Origin of the sequence: Streptomyces acidicola (genome assembly GCF_009377235.1) — a bacterium.
Classification (GTDB): domain Bacteria; phylum Actinomycetota; class Actinomycetes; order Streptomycetales; family Streptomycetaceae; genus Streptomyces; species Streptomyces acidicola.
On the sequence record NZ_VMNX01000057.1, the window covers coordinates 20,514 to 44,152 of the forward strand.

Here is a 23,639-nt window from a genome sequence, read left to right on the forward strand (position 1 = left end):
TATGTCCAGCGAATACGCCAAACAGCTCGGGGCCAAGCTCCGGGCCATCCGCACCCAGCAGGGCCTTTCCCTCCACGGTGTCGAGGAGAAGTCCCAGGGACGCTGGAAGGCGGTCGTGGTCGGTTCGTACGAGCGCGGCGACCGCGCCGTCACCGTACAGCGCCTTGCCGAACTGGCCGATTTCTACGGGGTCCCGGTGCAGGAGCTGCTGCCGGGCAGCACTCCCGGTGGGGCCGCCGAGCCGCCGCCGAAGCTCGTGCTGGACCTGGAGCGCCTGGCCCACGTGCCGGTCGAGAAGGCGGGCCCTCTCCAGCGCTACGCGGCGACGATCCAGTCCCAGCGCGGTGACTACAACGGCAAGGTGCTGTCGATCCGCCAGGACGACCTGCGCACACTCGCCGTCATCTACGACCAGTCGCCCTCGGTCCTCACCGAGCAGCTGATCAGCTGGGGCGTCCTCGACTCGGACGCGCGCCGCGCGGTGTCCCACGACGAGAGCTGAGAGCCCCGGGCTCCCAGCAGAAACGTGCCGCCGGGGTGGCCGGAACCTCATGGTTCCAGCCACCCCGGCGGCTTTTTCGTCCACGCGCTGAGCTGGGGCGCGGGGAGCTGCACGAGCGATCACAGACGGCCGGCAGCTTCCCCGTACAGGTCCCCTACGCCGCTACTCCCTGCGGAGCGACGGCTTCAGATCCTTCAGACGCCCCAGCAGACCGTTCACGAACGCGGGCGACTCGTCCGTCGAGAACTCCTTCGCCAGCTGCACCATTTCATCCAGCACAACAGCATCGGGAGTCTCGTCGACCCAGATCAGTTCGTACGCGCCAAGACGCAGGATGTTGCGGTCGACGACCGGCATCCGGTCCAGCGTCCAGCCCACCGAGTACTGCGCGATCAACTCGTCGATCCGCTGCGCGCGCTTCGCATACCCCTCGACCAGCTGCATGGTGTACTCGCTCACCGGCGGCTGCCGGGTGTCGGACCGGGAGTGCCGGATCCAGTCCGCGAGGACCGTCAGGACATCGGCCCCGCGCTGGTCGCCCTCGAAGAGGATCTGAAAGGCACGCTTGCGGGCCGTGTTACGGGCAGCCACGGTTAGCTGTTCACCCGGCCGAGGTAGTCGCTCGTGCGGGTGTCGACCTTGATCTTCTCACCGGTGGTGATGAAGAGCGGGACCTGGATCTGGTGACCGGTCTCCAGCGTGGCGGGCTTGGTGCCGCCCGTGGAGCGGTCGCCCTGGACGCCCGGCTCGGTCTCCTGGACCACGAGCTCGACGGCGGCCGGCAGCTCGACGAAGAGCACCTCGCCCTCGTGCTGCGCGACGGTGGCGGTGAAGCCCTCGATGAGGAAGTTGGCGGCGTCGCCGACGGCCTTGCGGTCGACCATGAGCTGGTCGTAGGTCTCCATGTCCATGAAGACGAAGTACTCGCCGTCCATGTACGAGAACTGCATGTCGCGCTTGTCGACGGTGGCCGTTTCGACCTTGACGCCGGCGTTGAAGGTCTTGTCGACGACCTTGCCGGAGAGCACGTTCTTGAGCTTGGTGCGCACGAAGGCCGGGCCCTTGCCGGGCTTGACGTGCTGGAACTCGACGACGGACCAGAGCTGGCCGCCGTCGAGCTTGAGCACCAGGCCGTTCTTGAGGTCGTTCGTGGAAGCCACGGTTGCGGAATCTCCTGGACTGACGTGGACGACCCCGGGGCACGCGCTGAGCGGCGCCGGGGAGGTGCGGGTGCGTTCCCGTGCCCGCCACGCCGGCGGCTTGTGTCAACAGCCGGTGTGTGCCGGGCAGCGTGGGGACGTGCCTGAACTTCCCTGGTGTCGCTAGAGCGCGAGCAGCTCCTTGGTCGTGATGGTGAGTAGCTCGGGTCCGCCGTCCGCCTCGGGGCGGACGACGAGCGTGTCATCGATCCGGACGCCGCCCCGGCCCGGGAGGTGGACCCCCGGTTCGACGGTGACCGGCACGCAAGCGTCCAGTTTACCCATGGCCGCGGGAGCCAACTGCGGGTCCTCGTCGATTTCGAGTCCGACACCGTGTCCCATCAGCGGTGGGATGCCTTCCGCATACCCGGCGGAGTCCAGCACCTGGCGGGCCACGCGGTCCACGTCACGGTATGCCGCGCCGGGTGCCAGCGTCTCGCGGCCGGCGCGCTGGGCGGCGAAGACCAGGTCGTACAGGTCGATCTGCCAGTCGGCCGGGGAGGTGCCGATGACGAAGGTACGGCCGATCTCGCAGCGGTAGCCGCGGTACGCCGCGCCCAGGCAGACGGAGAGGAAGTCGCCCTCCTCGACACGGCGGTCGGTGGGACGGTGCAGACGACGGCCGGCGTTGGGGCCGGTGGCGACGGAGGTCGCGAAGGCCGGGCCGTCGGCGCCGTGGTCGACGAGCCGGCGCTCCAGTTCCAGGGCGAGATGACGTTCGGTACGGCCGACGAGGATCGACTCCAGCAGCTCGCTCAGCGCCTGGTCGGCGATCTCCGCGCCGATCCGCAGGCAGGAGATCTCCTCCTCGTCCTTGACGACGCGCAGCTGCTCGACCGTGCCGGCGAGGTCGTCGAGGCGCAGCCTGGGGGCCACCGAGGCGATGGCGCGGTGCCGGGTGACGGTGAGGTGGTGCTCCTCGACCGCGAGTGACTCGGCGCCGTCGGCGGCGGCGAGGTCGGCGGCGGCGACCGCGGGATCACCGCCCGCGCCGGGCAGCGGGTGCACCCGCAGCGCCTCGTCGGGGCGTGCGTCGTGGTCACGCCCGCCACCGGGTGCGTCGCCGCACAGCAGCAGGTCGTCCTCCGGGCCCAGCAGCAGGACGGCGCCCTGTGGTGCGGCCCCCGCGAGATAGCGCACGTTGGCCGGGCGGGTGACGAGCGCGGTCGCGGTGCCGCCCGCGTTGCAGTGCTCCCGTAGCCGGGCCCGGCGGGCCGCGTACACCTCTGACATGTGCCGAGCCTACGAGCGGTTGCCGCATACCGCCGGTTCAGGAGGGCCGGTCGGGCGGCGCCCCCACTGATGGGGGCACAGCACACGGCGCTCAGGCGCGCGCGTACCCACCAGGGGCGCACGCCCCGGCGATCACGTGCCCTCGGGCCGCTCGCCTACCACTTCGGCGGGCTCGCGATCGACCGGGCCAGTACGTCGTCCAGAAGCTGTGCCGTCGCGGGCACGTCAAGCTGGGAGTTGTCGATGATGGGCAACCCGGAGCCGTACCAGCCGGCCATGCGGCCGTGGATGCGCGCGACCTCCTCGTCGGTGAGGCGGCGGTTGCCCGTGCGCTCGGCGTTGCGCTCCAGGACTATCTCCAGGCCGGGCAGCAGCACGACCGGCAGCAGCCCGGGCCCGACGTGCCGCTTCCAGCCGCCGAGCCCGACAACCGGGCGGTCCGGGAAGACGGCGTCGTCGAGGATGCAGGAGATGCCGTTCGCCAGGAAGTTACGGGCGGCGAAACCGCAGGTCCGGCGGGCGAGACGATACTGCGCCTCCGAGTGGTCGTTCCACCCCGACTGCGGGTCGGCGAAACCCGAGCGCACCCATTCGCGGACGTCGTCGAGGCTGATGTGAGCCGTGGGCACCCGGCGGTGGTCCGCCCAGTACTTGGCCACGCTCGTCTTGCCCGCGCCCGCCGGGCCGATGAGCAGGACCGCGAGCGTGGTGGCCGTCGGGTCGGGCACGCCCGCGGCGGGCGGTGCGCTCGGTATGCCGACGGGGCCACCCGGCGGCAGTTGCACATGTCCGGTCGTCTCCCGCGAGGGTGGGGCGGAGGCGGGTTGCGGCGGTGCGTGGTGCGGGACCTGCGGGGCACCCGGCGGGACCGGCGCTCCGACGAACCCCGGCGGGGGCGGAGGCGACGGTACGGACCCCGGGTGTCCCGGGTTGTGGTGTCCGGCCGACGACCAACCGGTCGACGGTCCCTGCCCCGGCTGGTGGGGCGGCGGCAGCGGAGCCCCCACTGCGTGCTGCATCCGGTGCCACTCCGTCTCGTACAGTCACATTGGCGCTGGCAGGCGGGGCGCTGGCACCCCGGTCCCTCCCGAACGGTACCGCCCCCGGCCGTCGTTTGGTGAACGGCCGGGGGCGGCCCGAAGTGCCCATGCTCACAAGGCGAATCGGGCCTACGGCGTCCGAGTGGGCGTTACTGCCCCACTTCGCCGTAGGCGGCGAGCAGGACGGCCGGGTCGGGGCCCTCCAGGACGGTGGGCTTGGCCAGTCCGTCGAGGACGATGAAGCGCAGCAGATCGCCGCGGGACTTCTTGTCGACCTTCATCGTCTCCAGCAGCTTGGGCCACTGGTCGTGACGGTAGTGCAGCGGCAGGCCCACCGACTCCAGGACGGTGCGGTGGCGGTCGGCGGTCGCATCGTCCAACCGGCCTGCCAGACGCCCGAGTTCGGCGGCGAAGTGCATACCCACGGAGACGGCCGCACCATGCCGCCACTTGTAGCGCTCGTTCTTCTCGATCGCGTGCCCGAGGGTGTGCCCGTAGTTGAGGATCTCGCGCAGCCCGGATTCCTTCAGGTCGGACGAGACGACCTCGGCCTTGACCTTGATGGACCGCTCGATCAGCTCGGCGGTGTGCGGACCGGCCGGGGCGCGGGCAGCCTGTGGGTCGGACTCGATCAGCTCCAGGATCACCGGATCGGCGATGAACCCGGCCTTGATGACCTCGGCGAGCCCGGACACGTAGTCGTTGACCGGCAGCGAGTCCAGCGCGGCCAGGTCGCACAGCACACCGGCCGGCGGGTGGAAGGCGCCGACGAGGTTCTTGCCCTCGGCCGTGTTGATACCGGTCTTGCCGCCGACGGCCGCGTCCACCATGGCCAGCACGGTGGTGGGGATGGCGATCCAGCGGACTCCGCGCAGCCAGGTCGCGGCCACGAACCCGGTCAGGTCCGTGGTGGCGCCACCGCCCACGCCCACGATGACGTCGGTACGGGTGAACCCGGACTGGCCCAGCGCCTTCCAGCAGTAGGCGGCGACCTCGGCGGTCTTGGCCTCCTCCGCGTTCGGCACCTGGATCGCGACGGCCTCGTAGCCCTGTTCGGCCAGGTCGGCCCGCAGCGCCTCCCCGGTGTCGGCCAGCGCCTCGGGGTGGATGACGGCCACCCGCTTGGCCGTGCTCCCGATCAACCCGCCCAGCTCGCCGAGGAGTTGCCGGCCGACCAGGACCTCGTACGGGTCGGTGCCCGCTGTGCCGCCGACCTGGATCCGGGTGACTGCCTCGCTCATGCTTCCTTCAACTCCGTTGCGTCCAGGACGGCTTGGGTGACTTCTTCGGGTGTGCGGTGGTCGGTGGGTACGACCGCGTGGGCGATCTCGGTGTACAGATGGCGGCGGGCCTCCATCAGTTCCCGCCACTGCCGGCGCGGGTTGACCGCGAGCAGCGGGCGGGCCGCGTTCAGGCCGGTGCGCCGGACCGCCTCCTCCACGTCCATCGACAGGTAGACCACCTGGAGGCCGGCCAGCGCCGCGCGGGTGTCGGCGTCGAGGATGGAGCCGCCGCCCAGCGCCAGGACACCGGCGTGCTCGGCGAGAGCGGTGCGCACCGCCCGCTTCTCGATGGCCCGGAAGGCGGGCTCGCCCTCGTCGACGAAGATGTCCGCGATCGTGCGGCCCTGCTCCGCGACGATGTCGTCGTCGGTGTCCCGGTAGCCCACGCCGAGCCGCTCGGCCAGCAGCTGCCCGACGGTGGACTTGCCCACGCCCATCGGACCGACCAGGACGATCAGGGGGGCGCTCATCGAATCGCCAGGTTCTCAAGGTACGAGCGCACGTTGCGGCGGGTCTCCACCACGCTGTCGCCGCCGAACTTCTCCGCCACCGCGTCCGCGAGCACCAGCGCGACCATGGCCTCGGCGACGATGCCGGCGGCCGGGACCGCGCAGACGTCGGAGCGCTGGTGATGGGCCTTGGCCTCCTCACCGGTGGCCACGTCGATGGTGGCCAGGGCCCGCGGCACGGTCGCGATCGGCTTCATCGCCGCCCGCACCCGCAGCAGCTCGCCCGTGGTCAGACCGCCTTCGGTGCCGCCCGAGCGGCCCGTGGCGCGCCGGACGCCTTCGTCCGTCTGCACGATCTCGTCATGCGCCTGCGAGCCGGGCACGCGGGCCAGCTCGAAGCCGTCCCCGACCTCGACGCCCTTGATGGCCTGGATGCCCATCAGCGCACCAGCGAGGCGTGCGTCCAGGCGCCGGTCCCAGTGCACGTGCGAGCCGAGACCGACCGGCACCCCGTACGCCAGCACCTCCACCACACCGCCGAGCGTGTCGCCGTCCTTGTGGGCCTGGTCGATCTCCGCGACCATCGCCTTCGACGCGTCCACGTCCAGGCAGCGCACCGGGTCGGCGTCCAGCTTCTCGACGTCCGAGGGCGTGGGGTAGACGCCGTAGGGCGCCTTCGCCGCCGCCAGCTCCACCACGTGCGAGAGGATCTCGATCCCGGCGGTCTCCTTCAGGTACGACCGCGCCACCGCGCCCAGGGCCACCCGGGCGGCCGTCTCCCGCGCACTGGCCCGCTCCAGCACCGGACGCGCCTCGTCGAACCCGTACTTCTGCATGCCCGCGAGGTCCGCGTGGCCGGGCCGGGGACGGGTCAGGGGCGCGTTACGGGCCAGACCGGCGAGCACCTCCGGGTCCACCGGGTCGGCCGCCATCACCTGCTCCCACTTCGGCCACTCGGTGTTGCCCACCATGATCGCCACCGGGGAGCCCAGAGTCAGGCCGTGCCGTACGCCGCCGATGAAGGTGATCTCGTCCCGCTCGAACTTCATGCGCGCACCGCGTCCGTAGCCGAGCCGCCGCCGAGCCAGGTGGTCCGCCACCATCTCCGTGGTGATCGGCACGCCGGCGGGAAGTCCCTCCAGCGTCGCGACGAGTGCGGGACCGTGGGACTCCCCCGCGGTCAGCCAGCGCAACCTGCTCAACGGTGCTCCTCAGTGCTCGCGCCCTGGTACTGCGTACTGCCTTGCGTACGCGCGTCCTCGCGTACGGCGACGGCGACACCGGGTGCGCGGCCCGGGCCCGCCACCTCCGATCCTCCCACGTCCGGTCCCGGGGCTGGTCGCAGGTCCATCAGGCGGACGCGAGGAGACCGCAGCCGTGGGCTCCGCCCCCGTCACGCCACCTGCGCTGTCAGGCCCCCGGTCCGGTCACGCCATCCGGTCCGCCGCGCTCTTGATCGCCTCGCGGATGCGGAAGTACGTCCCGCAGCGGCAGACGTTCGCGATCTCGTCGATGTCGGCGTCGGTGGGGTTCCTCGTGCGCTTCAGGAGCGCGACGGCGGCCATGATCTGGCCGGGCTGGCAGTAGCCGCACTGGGCGACGTCCTGTTCCAGCCACGCCTCCTGGACGGGGTGGAGCCGGTCGCCGTCGGCGAGCCCCTCGATGGTGGTGACCTCGCGGCCCGCGGCCTCCGAGACCGGGACGACGCAGGGCCGGACGGCCTCGCCGTCGAGGTGGCTGGTGCACGCCTTGCAGACGTCGATGCCGCAGCCGTACTTGGGGCCGCGGACACCGAGCAGATCGCGCAGTGCCCACAGGAGGGGCAGGTCGTCGGGGGCGTCGACGGTGACGGTCTCCCCGTTGACGGAGAAGGTGTGGGACGGCATGGGTGCTCCTGGAACCAGGCGTGGGTGGTCCGCGGGTCAGCGCGGGAAGGGGGTGAAGTCGACGTCGAAGTTGACGGGAAAGCTGCGCGGCCTGGTGCCGGTGGCCCGGGCGTAGGCGTTGGCGACGGCGCCGACGGCCGCGGGGACACCGAGTTCGCCCGCGCCGCCGGGTTCGTCGGCGCCCTCGATGACGAAGATCTTCACGTCCCTCGGGGAGTCCTTCTGGCGTGCGTAGTGGAACTGCGAGTAGCTGCCCTCCAGCGGGAGCCCCCTGTCGATGTGGAGCCCGGCTCGCAGGGTGGTGGAGATGGCGTCCGTGAGGCCGCCGAGCAACTGTGCCTCCAGGCCGCGCGGGTTGATCACACGGCCCACGTCGGCGGCGATCACCGCCTTCGTCACCCGGGGCTTCTTCGGGTCGGTGGCGTCGATCTCGACCAGACACGCGGTACAGGACTTGTACTCCTCGTGGAAGCCGACGCCCTGGGCCCAGCCGCCGGGCAGGCTCCGGCCCCAGTCTCCCGCCGCGGCAACCTTGTCGAGAACGGCTCGCTGCCGGGCGGTCTTGAGGAACGCGCGCCGGAAAGCGACGGGATCCTTGCCGAGCTTCGCTGCCAGTTCGTCGACCACGATCTCCTCGGCCCCGCGAGTGTTGGCCGAGTACACGGACCGCCACGACCCGGTGTGCATCTTGAGCGGCACCTCGGTGAGCGCCTGTGTTGTCACGCCGAAGTTGTACGGGGACTTCACGGTGGTGAGGAACAGGGTCTGCGCGAAGGTCGCGTTGCCGATGCCGGTGGGCAGATCGGCCGCGGCGGCGGTGACCGCGTCGCCGAGGCCGTGCCGGAAGTCGGTCTCCACCGCCGCCACCTGGTGCTGGAAGGTGAGCACCTGCCCGGCCGCGTAGGTGGCGCGGACGCGGTGGTGGGTGGCGGGCCGCATCCGCCCGTGCCGCATGTCGTCGATGCGCGACCACATCAGTCGTACGGCACGGCCGCTCTTCTTCGACACGACGGCGGCCTCCAGAGCCGCGTCGTGGAAGAGGCGCCGTCCGAAGGAGCCGCCCGACTGGACCACGTGCACCGTCACTTCGGAGACCGGCAGGCCGACGGCCTTCGCGATCGCCGCCTGGGCCGCGATCGGCGACTTCAGCCCGGACCAGATCTCCGCGCGGTCCGCCCGTACGTCCGCGACGGCCGAGTTGGTCTCCATCGGCGCGTGACTGGCGAACGCGAAGTCGAACTCGGCCTCCACCTTCTTCACCAGGACTCCGAGCACGTCCAGCGACGGTGTCGCCGCCTTCAGCCTGGCCCTGATGTCGTCGTCCGAGAGCGCGTCGACGGTGCCGGGGCCCCAGGTGACGTCCAGGGCCTCCTTGGCGTCGAGAGCCTGCCCGAACGTCTCGGCGACCACGGCGACGCCCGTGTCGAGGGTGACCACGTCGAGGACGCCCGGCATGGCCCGTACGGCGGACTCGTTGTTGACGGCCTTCACGGTGCCGTTGACGGTCGGCGGGCGGCGCACCATGCAGGGCTTGGCGCCGGGGACGTCGAGGTCGAGGGTGTACGCGTGCTTGCCTGTGACCAGGGCGCGGGCGTCGATGCGCGAGGTGGGGGTGCCGACGAGGATGTGCTCGGACTCCTTCTTCGGCGTGACCGTCAGCGCGACCGGTTCGAGGGAGGCGGCGGCCGCCGACAGCGAGCCGTAGGAGGCGGTTCGGCCGTCCGATGCGACCACCACGCCCGCGCGTACCGTCAGTTCGCGCGCCTTCAGTCCCCATCTGTCCGCGGCGGCTCCGACCATCCGTGCCCGCGCGGCCGCCGCGGTGTGACGCACCGGGTCGTACAGCGAACGGATCGAGTTGGAGCTTCCCGTGAGCTGGTTGAGGAGCAACTCGGGTCGGGCGTCGTCCAGTTGGATATGGACGCGGTCCAGCGGGGTGTCCAGTTCCTCGGCGACCAGCATGGCCACGGCGGTGGTGAGCCCCTGGCCCACCTCCTCGCGCGGCAGCCGGAAGTGGACGTCGCCGTCCTCGTTGACGCTCAGCACGAGCATGTTCGCGGTGGGCTTCCCGGCCAGGATCAGCAGGTCACCGAGGTCGACCAGATCGGCCGGTGCGGGTGGCGTGGGAATCGCCGCGTCGGCGTTGCCGGGCGCGTAGGCGTCCAGACCGATCTTGGTCGCGACGGCGAGGGAGGGCGCGGCCACGAGATAGGTGAGAAACCTGCGCCGGGCGTGACGTGTCATGGTGGCTCCGTTCGGCGGCCCGCCGATGCGGCCCGGGCAGCCCGGAGATCATGACCTGCGGTTACTCCTTGGTACCGGGATTTCACAGGATCACCACGCGCCGCTCCCCCGGGTTCCCCGCGGCGGAACTGAGCGGACCTACTGGCCGGCCAGAGCGTGTTCCCCTGCTTTTCGCATGATGTCCAGCGGGGCCGGGGCATGCCCCGTCATCTGCTCGACCTGGAGCACCGCCTGGTGCACGAGTAGGTCGAGTCCGCTGACGACAGCGCCGCCGTACGCGGACCAGCGCGCCGCGAGCGCCGTCGGCCACGGGTCGTACAGCACGTCGAAGAGGGTCGCGGGCCGTTCCGGGAGGGCCGCGGCCAATGCGTCGGTCGTGCCGGCCGGGGTGGTGGCGATGACGAGCGGCGCGCGCAGCGCCTGTGCCGCGTCCGCCCAGTCCGCCGTACGCACGTCGACGTCGAGCCGTTCGCCCCACTGCCGCATCTCTGCGGCGCGCGCCTCGCTCCGTACGTACGCGACGACCTCGCCGGCGCAGATCCGGGCGAGTGCCGCCAGCGCGGAGGACGCGGTGGCGCCCGCGCCGAGGATCGCGGCCGAGTCCACCTGCTCGATGCCCCGCTCCCGCAGCGCGGCGATCATGCCGGGGATATCGGTGTTGTCACCGAGGCTCCGCCCGTCCTCAGTGAACACGACGGTGTTGACGGCCTCGACGGAGGCAGCCGTCTCGCTGATCTCGTCGAGCAGCGGAATGACGGCCCGCTTCAGCGGCATGGTCAGCGACAGCCCGGCCCACTCGGGGCCCAGCTTTCCGAAGAACTCCGCCAGCGTCTCCTCGTCGACCTCGAAGCGGTCGTACGACCAGTCGTCGAGCCCCAACGCCGTGTAGGCGGCCCGGTGCAGCACCGGGGAGAGCGAGTGGGCGATCGGGGAGCCCAGGACGGCGGCTCGGCGCTTGGTGTCGCTGCGGGTCATTGTCCGTTCTTCTGTGCTTCGAGGTACTTTTCGCGATTGCGGTTCTGTTCTTCGTTGGTCTCGGCGAAGAGTGTCTCGTCCTCGCTGATCGAGACGAAGTAATACCAGTTGCCCTTGGCCGGCTTGAGGGCCGCCTGGATCGCCACCTCGCCCGGATTGCTGATCGGCCCGGGTGGCAGACCCTTGATCTTGTAGGTGTTGTACGGGTCGTCGATCTGCCTCAGTTGGTCGACCGATCCCGTGGCCAGTTTGGACTCGCCCCGCAGGTAGTTCACCGTGGAGTCGAAGTCGAGCAGGCCGTATGTCTCGGTGTTGTCCGGCTTGAGCCGGTTGTACACGACCCTGGCGACCTTTTCGAAGTCGTCCTTGGACTTACCCTCCGCCTGGACGAGACTCGCCACGGTGAGGACCTGGAGCGGGCTGTCGAGGTCGAGCGACTTCGCCTTCTGCTCCAGCCCGAGGTCGGCGTACTTCTGCTTGGAGAAAACGACCATTTCCTTCAGGACGTCCTTGGGCTTCATGCCCTTGGACACGGGATAACTGGACGGGTAGAGGAATCCCTCCAGCGGCTCCTTGATGTCCTCGTTGTCGTTGGCCCAGTCCGGAAGGCCGAGGGACTTCCATTCCTTCTTGGCGACTTCCTCGGTCGTGCCCGACTTGACTCCCAGACGTTTGTCGATCTGTTCGTAGATCTGGGTGTTGCGCCGTCCCTCGGCGATGACCAGGTTGTTGCGGCTCTCGTCGCTGAGCATGAGCGAGACGGCGCTCGCGGCGGACATCTCCTTCTTGAGTACGTAGACGCCCGCCTGAATCGTGCTGCCCTTGGCGTTGTTCGCCTGCGCGGTCACGAAGGCGTCGACGCTCTTGACGACGCCGGCCTTCTTCAGCTCCTGCCCGATCGCATAACCGCCCGCACCCTTCGGAATGGTGACGGTCACCGTCTCGCCCGTGCCGTTCCCCGCGTAATCGGGAGCCGCGCCGAAACGATTTTGGTAGAACTGGTAGCCGAAATAACCGACTCCGCCGACACCGCCGCCGAGCACGAGAACGACCACCAGGCAGGCACAGCCGCTGCGGCGCTTCTTGCCTCCCTTGCCGCCCTTGGCGCCTTTGCCCTTCCGGTCGCCACGTCCCCCGCGGCCGCCCGGCTCGCCGGAGTCGTCGTCATCGTCGCCGCCCTCGCCCGCGAAGAAGGCGTGCTCGCCCTGGTCCGGGCCGGGATCCCAGTCGGTCCCCGGCGACTCGGGCTCGGTCCGGCGGCTCGCCGGGGGCTCCGGCTCCTGCTGCGGGTACGCGTCGGGGGCGCCGTAGTGGTCGTGCTGCCCGCCGCCGTACGCGGCGTTCTGCCCTCCGTAGGAGTCCCCCGGGCCGACGGGGTAGGCGGCTTGGGCGTGCTCGTGAGTGCCGGAGTCCCAGCCCCCGCCCTGGTACTGCTGCTGTCCCTGATCGGGGTACTGCTGCTGTCCCTGGCCGGGGTGCTGCTGGTGCCCCTGGCCGGGGTACTGCGGTTGGGCCTGGCCGGGATACTGCTGGTGACCTTGTCCCTCGTAGTACGGGTACTGCTGCTGCGCCTGGCCGTAGCCGACCTGCTGGTCGCTGCTCCAGTCGCCGTACTGCGGCTGCTCCGGGTACTGCTGCGGCTGGCCGCCGTAGGGGGCCTGCTGACCCGCGTGGGCCTGCTGTCCTCCCCATCCGCCGTCCCCGTACAACGGGTCCTCGGGATGCCACGGTTCGGAGCCTGGGCTCCGGCCATACTCAGTCATCGATCCCCTAGAGCCGCGAGGCGGCGGTCGCGCGGCTCCGCGTCCGTCCCGCCTCGATCTGTGCGGCAGCTGTTCGAATGCTGCCGCATCGCGCCGGAACGTTACCGTATCGCGATCAGATGACCACTTCGACGGGGTCGCCGGGTGCTGTACCGGACACCCGCTCCGATTCGAGCGCCTGTTGCAGGATGATCACGGCTGCCGCCTGATCGATCACCGATCTGCCCTTCTTGGACTTCACGCCGGAGGCGCGCAGCCCTTGACTGGCCGTCACCGTGGTCATCCTCTCGTCCACGAGCCTCACCGGAACGGGGACGATGGTGCGGGCCAGCTCCTGTGCGAAGCCCCTCACCTTGACCGCCGCCGGTCCCTCGCCGCCCTTCAGGGAGCGAGGGAGACCGACGATCACCTCGATGGGCTCGTACTCCTCGACGAGCTGCTTCAACCGGCGCTGCGCGGCCGGGACATCACGTCCCGGAACCGTCTCGACCGGTGTCGCGAGGATCCCGTCGGGGTCGCACGAGGCGACCCCGATCCGGGCGTCCCCCACATCGATCGCGAGCCGACGTCCCTTGCGCATGTTCACCGTCGATTCCTGCATCGTCCCATCGAGCGTTACTTGGCCGTCTCGCCGACCAGGCGCTCGACCGCGTCGACGGCCTCGCCGACGGCGGCCGGGTTCTGGCCGCCACCCTGGGCGACGTCCGGCTTGCCGCCACCTCCGCCGCCGAGGGTCTTGGCGGCCGTACGGACCAGGTCGCCGGCCTTCAGACCGCGCTCGCGGGCGGCCTCGTTGGTGGCGATGACCGTCAGCGGCTTTCCGTTGTTCACCGTGAACAGGGCGACCACGGCGGCCCGGCCGCCCTGCATGCGGCCGCGCACATCGAGGACCAGCTTGCGCAGGTCGTCCGGGGTCGTGCCGTCCGGGACCTGGCCGGTGACCACGGCGACACCGCGGACGTCCTTGGCGGACTCGGCGAGCCCGGCGGCGGCCTGGAGGACCTTCTCGGCGCGGAACTTCTCGATCTCCTTCTCGGCGTCCTTCAGCTTGCCGAGCATGGCGGAGACCTTCTCCGGGAGCTCCTCGGGGCGCCCCTTGACCAGTTCCTGGAGCTGGGCCACGACCGTGTGCTCACGGGCCAGGAAGTTGTAGGCGTCGACGCCGACCAGGGCCTCGATACGGCGCACTCCGGAGCCGATCGAGGACTCACCGAGGAGCTTGACCAGGCCCAGCTGGGCGGTGTTGTGGACGTGCGTGCCGCCGCACAGCTCCTTGGAGAAGTCGCCGATGGTCACGACGCGGACGCTGTCGCCGTACTTCTCGCCGAACTCGGCGATGGCGCCCTGCTTCTTGGCCTCGTCGATGCCCATGATCTCGGCGTGCACGTCGAGATCGCGGGCGAGGACCTCGTTGATCTTCTGCTCGACATCGGTCATCACGGCCGTCGGCACGGCGGACGGCGAACCGAAGTCGAAGCGGAACCGGCCCGGCTGGTTCTCGGAACCGGCCTGGGCGGCCGTCGGGCCGAGGGCGTCGCGCAGGGCCTGGTGGGTGAGGTGGGTGGCCGAGTGGGCGCGGGCGATGGCCTTGCGGCGGCGGGAGTCGATCGAGGCGTGGGCCGTGGCGCCGACGGTGACCTCGCCGACCTGGACGACGCCCTTGTGAACGTACACACCCGGAACCGGCTTCTGGCAGTCGCGGACCTCGATGACGGCGCCGGAGTCCACCTTGATCCGGCCGGTGTCGCCGATCTGGCCGCCGCCCTCGGCGTAGAACGGGGTGCGGTCGAGGACGATCTCGACCTCGTCGCCCTCGGTGGCGGCGGGCGAGGACACCCCGTCGACGAGGATACCGACGACCCGGGACTCGCCCTCGGTCTGCGAGTAGCCGATGAAGTCGGTCTCGCCGGAGGAGTCGGCGATCTCGCGGTAGGCGCCGAGGTCCGCGTGGCCGGTCTTCTTGGCCCGGGCGTCGGCCTTGGCGCGCTCCCGCTGCTCCTTCATCAGGCGGCGGAAGCCGTCCTCGTCCACGGACAGGCCCTGCTCGGCGGCCATTTCGAGGGTGAGGTCGATCGGGAAGCCCCAGGTGTCGTGGAGCAGGAAGGCCTTGTCGCCGGGCAGGACGGTGGAGCCGGCGGCCTTGGTGTCGCTCACGGCGGTGTCGAGGACGTTGGTGCCGGAGTTCAGCGTCTTGAGGAAGCGGGCCTCCTCGGCGAGGGCGACCTTCTCGATGCGCTCGCGGTCGGTGATGAGCTCCGGGTACTGCTGGCCCATCATCTCGATGACGGTGTCGATCAGGTCCTTCACGACCGGTCCCGTGGCGCCGAGGAGCCGCATGTTGCGGATGGCGCGGCGCATGATGCGGCGCAGGACGTAGCCGCGGCCCTCGTTGCCGGGGGTGACGCCGTCGCCGATGAGCATCACGGAGGTGCGCATGTGGTCGGTGACCACGCGCAGGGAGACGTCGGAGGTGTGGGCCTCGCCGTAGCGGACGCCTGTGAGCTCCGTGGCCTTGTCGATGACGGCCATGGATGTGTCGATCTCGTACATGTTCTGCACGCCCTGCAGAATCATGGCGAGACGCTCCAGGCCGAGGCCCGTGTCGATGTTCTTGGCGGGCAGTTCACCGAGGATCGGGAAGTCCTCCTTGCCGGTGCCCTCGCCGCGCTCGTACTGCATGAAGACCAGGTTCCAGATCTCCACGTACCGCTCGTCGTTGACGGCGGGGCCGCCCTCCTCGCCGAACTCCGGACCGCGGTCGTAGTTGATCTCGGAACACGGACCGCAGGGGCCGGGGACGCCCATGGACCAGAAGTTGGGGCCCATGCCCAGGCGCTGGATGCGCTCGGCGGGGACGCCGACGACGTCGCGCCAGATGCGCTCGGCCTCGTCGTCCTCCTTGTAGACGGTGATCCAGAGCTTCTCCGGGTCCAGGCCGTAGCCGCCCTTGTCCTGGGAGGCGGTGAGCAGCTCCCAGGCGTAGGTGATGGCGCCTTCCTTGAAGTAGTCGCCGAAGGAGAAGTTGCCGCACATCTGGAAGAACGTGCCGTGCCGGGTGGTCTTGCCGACCTCCTCGATGTCCGGCGTGCGCACACACTTCTGCACGCTGGTGGCGCGCGGGTACGGCGGCGTGGTCTCGCCCAGGAAGTAGGGCTTGAAGGGCACCATGCCGGCGTTGACGAGGAGCAGAGTCGGGTCGTCCGCGATGAGCGACGCCGAAGGGACGACGGTGTGACCGCGCTCCTCGAAGAAGCTCAACCAGCGGCGGCGGATTTCAGCCGACTCCATCAGTGGTCCTCATTCCGGTTGTACGAGTACGACGTCCCCTCGACGACGTACGTCTTCGGCTTGTTGCGGTTCTCGATCGCGGCGTGACGCCGGGGGGCCGGGAGTTCGTGGTCGACGGACGCGTTCAGGCCGAGCGCGTCGCCGAGTTCGGCCTCGCGCTGGGCCATGCCGTCGCGGACGTCGCCTGCGAAGCCGACCGCGCGGTCCTTGAGCCGCTGGCCCGTCTCGATCGCCTTGTTCGCCGCTGTCGCGGCGAGACTCTCGGGGGTCAGCTGCCTCAGCTTGCGGTTGACCTTGGTGGTGGCCCACACGCCCGCGGCTGCGCCGGCGGTGAACCAGAAGGTACGGCGGAACATCGGTCAGTCCTTCTTGTCCCGGGTGTTCCGCTTCGCCCGCCGCGCGGACGGGACGGTGCGGCCCACGATCACGGTGCGTCGGGGCGCCTTGCCGGCGGGCTCGTCCTCACGGCGGCCCATGGCGCGGCGCACGCCGTAGCCGAACGCCGCCACCTTCACCAGGGGGCCGCCGAAGGTGGACGCGACGGTGGTGGAGAGCGCCGACGCGTTCGACGTGACCTCCTGGACGTCCGACGCGATCGCGTCGACCCGGTCGATCTGGGTCTGCGCGGAGCGAACCGCCTCGGAGGCGTCGGCGAGGAGCGGGACGGCCTGGTCGGTCACGTCCGCGACGAGCTTGGTGGTCGCCTTGAGCGTCTGGGCCAGCCTCGCCAGTGCGACGGCGAGGAAGGAGACCAGGATCGCCCAGAAGACGGCCACCAGGATCCCGGCCACCTCTCCACCGGACACTTGTGCACCCGCTCCCTGCAACACGTCGGAACATGCCTGAACGTCGAAAAGTCGTGCCCCCGAGCCTATCGCGCCGGGGGTGCCACTCCGTACCGCATTACCTGGCTCCGGCCCCTCCAGATACGAGAGCCCGCCGTCCCGTCCGCCACGGTGGGCGGGGAGACGACGGGCTGACGCGCGGAAAGTACTACGTCCGCTCGCGCTGTGGGGCGATCAGCGGGCGTAGTACTCGACGACGAGCTGCTCGTCGCAGATCACCGGGATCTCCTTGCGGTTCGGCTCGCGGTCCAGGCGGAACGCCAGGGCCTTGAGGTTCACCTGGAGGTAGCGCGGGGTCTCGCCGTCGGCGGCGAAGCCACCCTCGCGGGCGACCTCGAACAGCGGCTTCTGGCGGCTGCGCTCACGGACCATGACGACGTCGTCCGGCTTGACGCGGAAGGACGGCTTGTCGACCTTGTGGCCGTTGACCTCGATGTGGCCGTGGGTGACCATCTGGCGGGCCTGGTAGATCGTGCGAGCGATGCCCGAACGGAGGACCAGGGCGTCGAGGCGACGCTCCAGCTCGATGATCAGGGCCTCACCGGTCTTGCCCTGGACCTTGGAGGCACGCTCGTAGGCGCGGACGAGCTGGCGCTCGGACACGTCGTACTGCGCGCGCAGACGCTGCTTCTCCAGCAGACGGACCTTGTAGTCCGAGTTCTGCTTGCGGCCGCGGCCGTGCTCGCCCGGCGGGTAGGGGCGGGCCTCGAAGTACTTGACGGCCTTGGGGGTCAGCGCGATACCGAGGGCACGCGACTTCTTGACCTTGGGGCGGGACTGGTTCGCCATGAACCAAACACCTCGTGTTTCTCTTTTGAAATCGGCTTCACCAGGGTTAGGGGAGGTCGCATCCGCAGCCCGGGAAACCCGTGAGGCCGGTTGACGGGCCTGACGGGCAGCCGCTCCCAGGTCTGGGCACATACGTGCAGCACGCGAGTGGCCCACCGACCGTTTCCCGGGATTCGGGAGGGTGGTGGGCTGCCCGCGACACCTTCGACGGTGCGCGACGCTCCTGGATCCCCGGGGCCTCGCGGTCTCGGGGTTCCGGCTGGATGTCCCGCTCTGGTGGTGCCGACTCCTCTTGCGAGGTGCCGGGCGCGGGACGCAGCGCTTCGATTAAGTCTACAGCGTGGTCAGGACCGCTTCCGACCGAGGTGTTTCCGGGTCCACTCGACGGCGTCCGCGTAGCGTGCCTCGGCTCCGTGCCTGGTCGGGGCGTAGTACTCGCTGTCCTGGAGGGCGTCCGGGGCGTACTGCTGGGCGGCGATTCCCTCGGGCAGGTCGTGCGGGTAGACGTACCCCTGCGCGTGCCCCAGCTTGGCGGCGCCCTTGTAGTGCCCGTCCCGCAGGTGCGGGGGCACCGGACCGGACAGCCCCTTGCGTACGTCCTCCATCGCGGCGCCGATCGCCATCGTCGCGGAGTTGGACTTGGGGGCGAGGGCCAGGGCGATGGTGGCGTGACTGAGGGTGAGCGCGGCCTCGGGGAAGCCGATCATGGCGACCGCCTGGGCGGCGGCGACGGCTATGGGCAATGCGTTCGGATCAGCGAGGCCGATGTCCTCGCTGGCCGAGATCATCAGGCGGCGGGCGATGAACCGGGGATCCTCGCCGGCTTCGATCATGCGGGCCAGGTAGTGCAGGGCCGCGTCGACGTCGGAGCCGCGGATGGACTTGATGAGGGCGCTCGCCACGTCGTAGTGCTGGTCGCCGGAGCGGTCGTACTTCACGGCGGCACGGTCGACGGTCTCCTCCAGGGTCGTCAGGCCGATCTCCGTACCGCCCTTGTCGAGGGCGGCTCCGGCGGCGGCCTCCAGCGCGGTGAGCGCGCGGCGGGCGTCGCCGCCGGCGATCCGCAGCAGGTGCTCCTCGGTGTCCTCGGGGAGGGTGACGGCGCCTGACAGGCCGCGCTCGTCGGTGAGGGCGCGGCGCAGAAGCCCGCGCACGTCGTCGTCGGTGAGCGGTTCGAGGGTGAGGAGCAGGGAGCGGGACAGGAGGGGGGAGATCACCGAGAAGTACGGGTTCTCCGTCGTCGCCGCGATCAGGGTCACCCAGCGGTTCTCGACGGCCGGGAGCAGGGAGTCCTGCTGGGCCTTGCTGAAGCGATGGATCTCGTCGAGGAAGAGGACGGTCTCCTTGCCGAAGCCTCCGGTGGCGCGGCGGGCGCCGTCAATGACCGCGCGGACCTCCTTCACACCGGCGGTGATCGCGGAGAGCTCGACGAAGCGCTTGTCGGTGGCCTTGGAAACGACGTACGCGAGGGTGGTCTTGCCGGTGCCGGGCGGGCCCCAGAGGATCACGGAGGACGGTCCGGCCGGGCCGCCGCCGGACTCGCCGACCAGTCTGCGCAGGGGTGAGCCGGGCTTGAGCAGGTGCTGCTGGCCCACTACCTCGTCGAGGGTGCGCGGGCGCATGCGCACGGCCAGGGGACTGCCGGACGGGTCCTTCTCCTGGCGTTCTTCGGCGGCTGCGGTGAACAGGTCGGGCTCCACGTCCAAAACCCTATGTCACCCCACTGACAACGCCCTCGGGTGCCCGATCGCCGTCAGCTGGTCCAGAAGTCCCACCAGCGGGTCAGGATCAGCATGCCGATGATGCCGACGTGCATCACGGGCAGGACCCAGGTGAACTCGCCGAAGAAGCCCTTCAGCCAGTTCGGCGCGGGCAGGAAGCCCTGGCGGACGTTGAACGACGTCACGTACCAGAACATGACGATCGTGGCGACCCAGGCGAGGGAGCACCACAGGCACAGCGAGTTGATGTTGTACAGCGACTGGTACTGCAGCCAGGTGCAGAAGCCGACGCCGAAGACGGTGCCGGCGTTGAAGGTGAGCCAGTACCAGCGCGGGAACGTGGCGCGGGCGAGGAGGCTCATGCCGACGCAGATCACGATGCCGTACGCGACGAGGCCGAGCATCGGATTGGGGAACCCGAAGGCCGACGCCTGCTCGCTCTTCATGATGTTGCCGCAGGAGACGACGGGGTTCAGGCTGCACCCGGGCGTGAAGCCGGGGTCCTCCAGGAGCTTGAACTTGTCGATCGTGATGACCCAGGAGGCCAGCAGCCCGGCCGCGCCGGTGATCAGCAGGAGGACCGCGAAGGCGCGGCTGCCGCCCACGCCGCGCGAAGCGTCGGCTCGCTCCCGCTCGATGGAGACGTCCCTGACTGTCGTCTTGCTCATCTCGTCGTATCCGTAGCGTCGAAGGAGGGCTTCCGGGCATGGTCATTGTGCCGCACACGCGCGCGTGTCCACCGTTCGATGGACATAAGGAAGTACGCCCGGTCGTCCCGGAGTGTTCGGTTCAAGGCGACGCTCGACGGTATGACAGCACACGCGAACGATCTCGCGGTGGACGTACGGGGGCTGCGCAAGCAGTACGGGGACGTGACCGCGGTCGACGGTATCCATCTCGGCATCCGCCGGGGTGAGGTGTTCGGCCTGCTCGGCCCCAACGGCGCGGGCAAGAGCACCACGGTGGAGATCCTCCAGGGCAATCGGGCACGGGACGCGGGCGAGGTGTCCGTGCTCGGGGCGGACCCGGAACACGGCACGCGCGCGTGGCGCTCGCGCGTCGGAATCGTCTGGCAGGACGAATCCGCGCCCGCCGAGTTGACGGTGCGAGAAACCGTACGACATTTCGCCCGATATTACCCAAAGCCCAGAGACCCGGACGATGTCCTCGCTCTGGTGGGTCTCCGGGAGAAGGCGGGCAGTCGCGTCAAGGCCCTCTCCGGCGGCCAGCGGCGGCGGCTCGACGTGGCACTCGGGGTGATCGGCGGGCCGGAGCTGCTGCTCCTGGACGAGCCGACGACCGGGTTCGACCCGGCCGCCCGCCGCCAGTTCTGGGAGCTGATCCGTACGCTGGCCGACGAGGGCACGACGATCCTGCTGACCACGCACTATCTGGAGGAGGCCGAGGCGCTGGCCGACCGGCTCGCCGTCGTCACCAACGGCCGCGTGGTCGCCGAGGGCGAACCGGCCGCGCTGCGCGACCGCCACGGTACCGAGGCCACCGTCGAGTGGACGGAACCGGACGGCACCCCGCGCGCCGAGCGCACCGGGACGCCCACGCGCACGGTCGCCGAGCTCATGCGCCGCTTCGACGGGGAGATACCGGGGCTGCGGGTGAGCCGCCCGACCCTGGAGGACGTCTATCTCAGGCTGACGGGACAGAGCGACCAGGCCGTACAGGTCACGGAGGAGGACGAACGATGACGACGACCGCTGTACGGCCCCCGGAAGAGGCGCTCACCGAACGGCTGCCCGGCGCGTGGAGCATCGGCCTCAGCCGGGGCGCGCTGGAGATCAAGCAGTTCTTCCGGATGCGCGAACAGGTGGTCTTCACGTTCGCCTTCCCCGTGGTCTTCCTGTTCCTGTTCGCGTCGATCTTCAGCGACGACGTGGAGGGAGCGGGCGTCACCGCCTCCCAGCTGTACGTGCCCGCGATGATCGCCGCCGGGATCATGTCCACCAGCTTCCAGTCCCTCGGCGTCTCCATCGCCGTCGAGCGGGACGAGCGGGTGCTGCGCCGGCTGCGTGGCACTCCCATGCCCCCGGCCTCGTACTTCCTCGGGAAGATCTGGCTGGTCTTCGTCACCGGGCTGTTGGAGACGGCGATCCTCCTTCTGGTCGGCACGACGCTGTACGACGTGGACCTGCCCACGTCCGCCGGCAAGTGGTTCGACCTCGCCTGGATCTTCGTCCTCGGGCTGACGGCATGCGCGCTGCTCGGGATCGCGATCAGCTCGGTGCCGAAGTCCGGCAAGAGCGCCACCTCCGTGGTCGTCCTGCCCTTCCTGGTCCTGCAGTTCATCTCCGGGGTCTACATCTCCGTCGACACGATCCCCGAGTGGATGCTGAACATCGGTGCGCTGTTCCCGCTGAAGTGGATGTGCCAGGGACTGCGCGGGGTGTTCCTGCCGGAGTCGGCGCGCGTTCTGGAGCAGACGGGCGACTGGGAGTTCGGCCGCGTCGCCCTGGTCCTCGCCGCCTGGTGCGTCGGAGGATTGGTGCTGTGTCTGCTGACCTTCCGCTGGAAGAGCCGGCGCGACGGATGACGACGATGTCCGGCGCGTACACCTGGGACCGCACGTTCCGGCTCTGGGACTCGTATTTCGCCGTCGTGTGGGTGGCCACCCTGGTGTTCGTGCTCGGCGCGGGGCACACGGGGTGGCCGCTGCGCGCGCTCTCGGCCGGACTCCTCGTCCCGCTGGTTCCCTGGTACGTGGCGCTCGGGCGCCCGGTCATGCGGGAGAATCCGACCGACGAGCACCGGGCCCTCATCTACCTCGCCGGAACGGTCGCGCTGTTCCTGCCGTCGGCCCTCCTCGTCGGCGAGACCCGGCTGATGACCTTCGCACTGGTCCCCCAGTGCTTCATGTCACTGCGCCTGCGGTGGGCGCTGATCGCCGTCGCGTTCATCAACATCGTGCCGGTGGCGGGCTGGGCGCTGCTGTGGCGGCCCGATGGCGAGACCGTCTTCTTCAACTCCGTCTTCGCGGTCGTCACCCTCGTCTTCTCGGCGGCCCTCGGCAGTTGGATCATCCAGGTCATCGAACAGAGCCAGGAGAGGGCCGAGCTGATCGCCGAGTTGGACGCCAGCCGCCATGAGGTCTCCCGTCTCTCGGCGGCGCACGGCGCGCTGGCCGAGCGGGAGCGGCTCTCCCGGGAGATCCACGACACGCTCGCGCAGGGGTTCACCAGCCTCCTGATGCTGGTCCAGGCCGTGGACGCCGAGCTGGTGGACGATCCGCCCGCCGCCCGCCGCCACCTGGCACTGATGGAGGAGACGGCCCGGCAGAACCTGGCCGAGGCGCGTGCACTGGTCGCGGGTGGCGCACCCGCCGACCTGCACGATGCTTCCCTGCCGGACGCGTTGCGCCGGCTGGCCGCCCGGCACGGCGCCGAGGTGGACATCACCGGTCCGGTACGCGCGCTGTCCGCCGGGCCCGAGGTGGTGGCCCTGCGCTCCTGCCAGGAGGCGCTGGCCAACGTCCGTAAGCACGCGGGGAGTTCGACCGTGGTCGGCATCACCCTGGCCTACGCCGACGAGACGCTCACCGTGTCCGTCCGGGACGACGGCTGCGGCTTCGAGCCGTCCGCTGTGACGGACGGCTTCGGCCTGGCCGGCCTGCGCGCCAGGGCCGCCGAAGTGGGCGGCACGGCGTGTGTGGACAGCGCGCCCGGCACCGGTACAACTGTGACGGTGCGGCTGCCCGTCCCGCCTCCGAGGAGCACCCCGTGATCCGGATCATCCTCGCCGACGACCACCCCGTCGTGCGCGAGGGCCTGCGCGCCATGCTGAGCGCCGAGCCCGACCTCGATGTGGTCGCCGACGCGTCGAACGGCCCCCAGGCGGAGGCGCTGGCGGCCGAGTTGCGGCCCGACATCGTTCTGATGGATCTGCGGATGCCGGGTGGCGGGGGCGTCGACTCGATCGTGCGGATGACGGAGGCCGGGTTGTCGTGCCGCGTCATCGTGCTGACGACGTACGAGACGGACAGCGACATCCTGCGTGCCGTGGAGGCCGGTGCCGCCGGTTATCTACTCAAGGATCTGCCGCGTGGTGAGCTGGCGGAGGCCGTACGGGCCGCGGCGCGGGGCGAGACCGTGCTCGCGCCGTCGGTTGCCGCGCGTCTGGTCGACCAGTTGCGTACGAAGCCGGAGCGGCCGCGGTTGTCCGAGCGGGAGACGGCGGTGCTGCGGTTGGTGGCGGAGGGCTGCACCAACGCGGAGATCGGCCGTCGGCTGTTCATCGGCGAGTCGACGGTCAAGACCCATCTCCTGCGTGCGTTCGGCAAGTTGGGGGTGGACGATCGGACGGCTGCGGTGACGAGTGCGATGCGGTTCGGGTTGCTGGACTGAGGGTTCCTCGCCCCCGCCGCCCCTACCCGTCCCCTCCCAGGGGCTCCGCCCCTTCGACCCCGGCCAAGGG

23 protein-coding genes are annotated in these 23,639 nt (G+C 70.2%); 5 read left to right on the forward strand and 18 right to left on the reverse strand.

Annotated elements, in window-relative coordinates; genetic code table 11:
- The first annotated feature begins 1 nt into the window (after window position 1).
- Window positions 2-502, forward strand: coding sequence for a transcriptional regulator BldD (gene bldD, locus FPZ41_RS17470; protein ID WP_131563059.1), 501 nt, complete (start codon window positions 2-4; stop codon window positions 500-502).
- 162 nt (window positions 503-664) lie between these two features.
- Here the strand turns inward: bldD and nusB are convergent, their stop codons facing one another.
- The 18 genes from nusB to FPZ41_RS17565 form a co-directional block, all read right to left on the reverse strand.
- Complete coding sequence (nusB, locus tag FPZ41_RS17475) at window positions 665-1,093, reverse strand: transcription antitermination factor NusB (RefSeq protein WP_131563057.1); 429 nt, start codon at window positions 1,091-1,093, stop codon at window positions 665-667.
- A gap of 2 nt (window positions 1,094-1,095) precedes the next feature.
- A complete protein-coding gene (gene efp / locus FPZ41_RS17480) occupies window positions 1,096-1,662 on the reverse strand; it encodes an elongation factor P (protein WP_093831276.1) in 567 nt (188 codons plus the stop codon).
- Between the two features lie 162 nt (window positions 1,663-1,824).
- Window positions 1,825-2,934, reverse strand: a complete 1,110-nt coding sequence (locus FPZ41_RS17485; protein WP_152863651.1) for an aminopeptidase P family protein — start codon at window positions 2,932-2,934, stop codon at window positions 1,825-1,827.
- Window positions 2,935-3,089: 155 nt separating this feature from the next.
- On the reverse strand, window positions 3,090-3,953 hold the full coding sequence (locus tag FPZ41_RS17490; RefSeq protein ID WP_152863653.1) for a Pro-rich N-terminal domain-containing protein: 864 nt from the start codon (window positions 3,951-3,953) through the stop codon (window positions 3,090-3,092).
- Window positions 3,954-4,123: 170 nt separating this feature from the next.
- Window positions 4,124-5,215: a 3-dehydroquinate synthase gene (gene aroB / locus FPZ41_RS17495; RefSeq protein ID WP_152863655.1), complete on the reverse strand. Its 1,092-nt coding sequence runs from the start codon at window positions 5,213-5,215 to the stop codon at window positions 4,124-4,126.
- Window positions 5,212-5,727, reverse strand: coding sequence for a shikimate kinase (locus FPZ41_RS17500; protein ID WP_152863657.1), 516 nt, complete (start codon window positions 5,725-5,727; stop codon window positions 5,212-5,214). Before FPZ41_RS17500 ends, aroB begins: the two co-directional genes overlap by 4 nt.
- On the reverse strand, window positions 5,724-6,908 hold the full coding sequence (gene aroC, locus FPZ41_RS17505; RefSeq protein WP_152863659.1) for a chorismate synthase: 1,185 nt from the start codon (window positions 6,906-6,908) through the stop codon (window positions 5,724-5,726). The genes FPZ41_RS17500 and aroC overlap by 4 nt, the downstream gene beginning before the upstream one ends.
- Before the next feature lie 225 nt (window positions 6,909-7,133).
- Window positions 7,134-7,592: a (2Fe-2S)-binding protein gene (locus FPZ41_RS17510; RefSeq protein WP_152863661.1), complete on the reverse strand. Its 459-nt coding sequence runs from the start codon at window positions 7,590-7,592 to the stop codon at window positions 7,134-7,136.
- 36 nt (window positions 7,593-7,628) lie between these two features.
- Window positions 7,629-9,836, reverse strand: a complete 2,208-nt coding sequence (locus FPZ41_RS17515; RefSeq protein ID WP_152863663.1) for a xanthine dehydrogenase family protein molybdopterin-binding subunit — start codon at window positions 9,834-9,836, stop codon at window positions 7,629-7,631.
- A 138-nt stretch (window positions 9,837-9,974) separates the two neighbouring features.
- Complete coding sequence (locus FPZ41_RS17520; protein ID WP_152863665.1) at window positions 9,975-10,811, reverse strand: shikimate dehydrogenase; 837 nt, start codon at window positions 10,809-10,811, stop codon at window positions 9,975-9,977.
- The gene (mltG, locus tag FPZ41_RS17525; RefSeq protein WP_152863667.1) at window positions 10,808-12,574 is read right to left on the reverse strand and encodes an endolytic transglycosylase MltG; all 1,767 of its coding nucleotides are present in this window, start codon (window positions 12,572-12,574) and stop codon (window positions 10,808-10,810) included. Before mltG ends, FPZ41_RS17520 begins: the two co-directional genes overlap by 4 nt.
- A gap of 115 nt (window positions 12,575-12,689) precedes the next feature.
- On the reverse strand, window positions 12,690-13,154 hold the full coding sequence (ruvX, locus tag FPZ41_RS17535; RefSeq protein ID WP_131563035.1) for a Holliday junction resolvase RuvX: 465 nt from the start codon (window positions 13,152-13,154) through the stop codon (window positions 12,690-12,692).
- A gap of 35 nt (window positions 13,155-13,189) precedes the next feature.
- The gene (gene alaS / locus FPZ41_RS17540) at window positions 13,190-15,862 is read right to left on the reverse strand and encodes an alanine--tRNA ligase (RefSeq protein ID WP_152863669.1); all 2,673 of its coding nucleotides are present in this window, start codon (window positions 15,860-15,862) and stop codon (window positions 13,190-13,192) included.
- Window positions 15,862-16,218, reverse strand: coding sequence for a DUF6167 family protein (locus FPZ41_RS17545; protein ID WP_152863671.1), 357 nt, complete (start codon window positions 16,216-16,218; stop codon window positions 15,862-15,864). The genes alaS and FPZ41_RS17545 overlap by 1 nt, the downstream gene beginning before the upstream one ends.
- Before the next feature lie 3 nt (window positions 16,219-16,221).
- Window positions 16,222-16,668 (reverse strand): DUF948 domain-containing protein, encoded by a 447-nt coding sequence (locus FPZ41_RS17550; RefSeq protein ID WP_131563029.1) that lies wholly within the window; start codon window positions 16,666-16,668, stop codon window positions 16,222-16,224.
- A gap of 213 nt (window positions 16,669-16,881) precedes the next feature.
- Entirely contained in the window at window positions 16,882-17,496 is a 615-nt protein-coding gene (gene rpsD, locus FPZ41_RS17555) for a 30S ribosomal protein S4 (protein ID WP_131563026.1), read from the reverse strand.
- A gap of 344 nt (window positions 17,497-17,840) precedes the next feature.
- Entirely contained in the window at window positions 17,841-19,196 is a 1,356-nt protein-coding gene (locus FPZ41_RS17560; RefSeq protein ID WP_322620361.1) for a replication-associated recombination protein A, read from the reverse strand.
- Window positions 19,197-19,249: 53 nt separating this feature from the next.
- Window positions 19,250-19,885 carry a vitamin K epoxide reductase family protein gene (locus tag FPZ41_RS17565; protein ID WP_152863677.1) on the reverse strand — a complete coding sequence of 212 codons (636 nt, stop codon included), beginning with the start codon at window positions 19,883-19,885 and terminating at the stop codon, window positions 19,250-19,252.
- A 141-nt stretch (window positions 19,886-20,026) separates the two neighbouring features.
- On the opposite strand from FPZ41_RS17565, the gene FPZ41_RS17570 reads away from it, so the two are divergent.
- The 4 genes from FPZ41_RS17570 to FPZ41_RS17585 are packed head-to-tail and all read left to right on the forward strand — an operon-like array spanning window position 20,027 to window position 23,569.
- Entirely contained in the window at window positions 20,027-20,920 is an 894-nt protein-coding gene (locus FPZ41_RS17570) for an ABC transporter ATP-binding protein (protein ID WP_152863679.1), read from the forward strand.
- Window positions 20,917-21,762 carry an ABC transporter permease gene (locus FPZ41_RS17575; protein ID WP_152863681.1) on the forward strand — a complete coding sequence of 282 codons (846 nt, stop codon included), beginning with the start codon at window positions 20,917-20,919 and terminating at the stop codon, window positions 21,760-21,762. The genes FPZ41_RS17570 and FPZ41_RS17575 overlap by 4 nt, the downstream gene beginning before the upstream one ends.
- Entirely contained in the window at window positions 21,759-22,949 is a 1,191-nt protein-coding gene (locus tag FPZ41_RS17580; protein ID WP_152863695.1) for a sensor histidine kinase, read from the forward strand. The genes FPZ41_RS17575 and FPZ41_RS17580 overlap by 4 nt, the downstream gene beginning before the upstream one ends.
- Entirely contained in the window at window positions 22,946-23,569 is a 624-nt protein-coding gene (locus tag FPZ41_RS17585) for a response regulator transcription factor (protein WP_322620362.1), read from the forward strand. The genes FPZ41_RS17580 and FPZ41_RS17585 overlap by 4 nt, the downstream gene beginning before the upstream one ends.
- Window positions 23,570-23,639 lie beyond the last annotated feature (70 nt).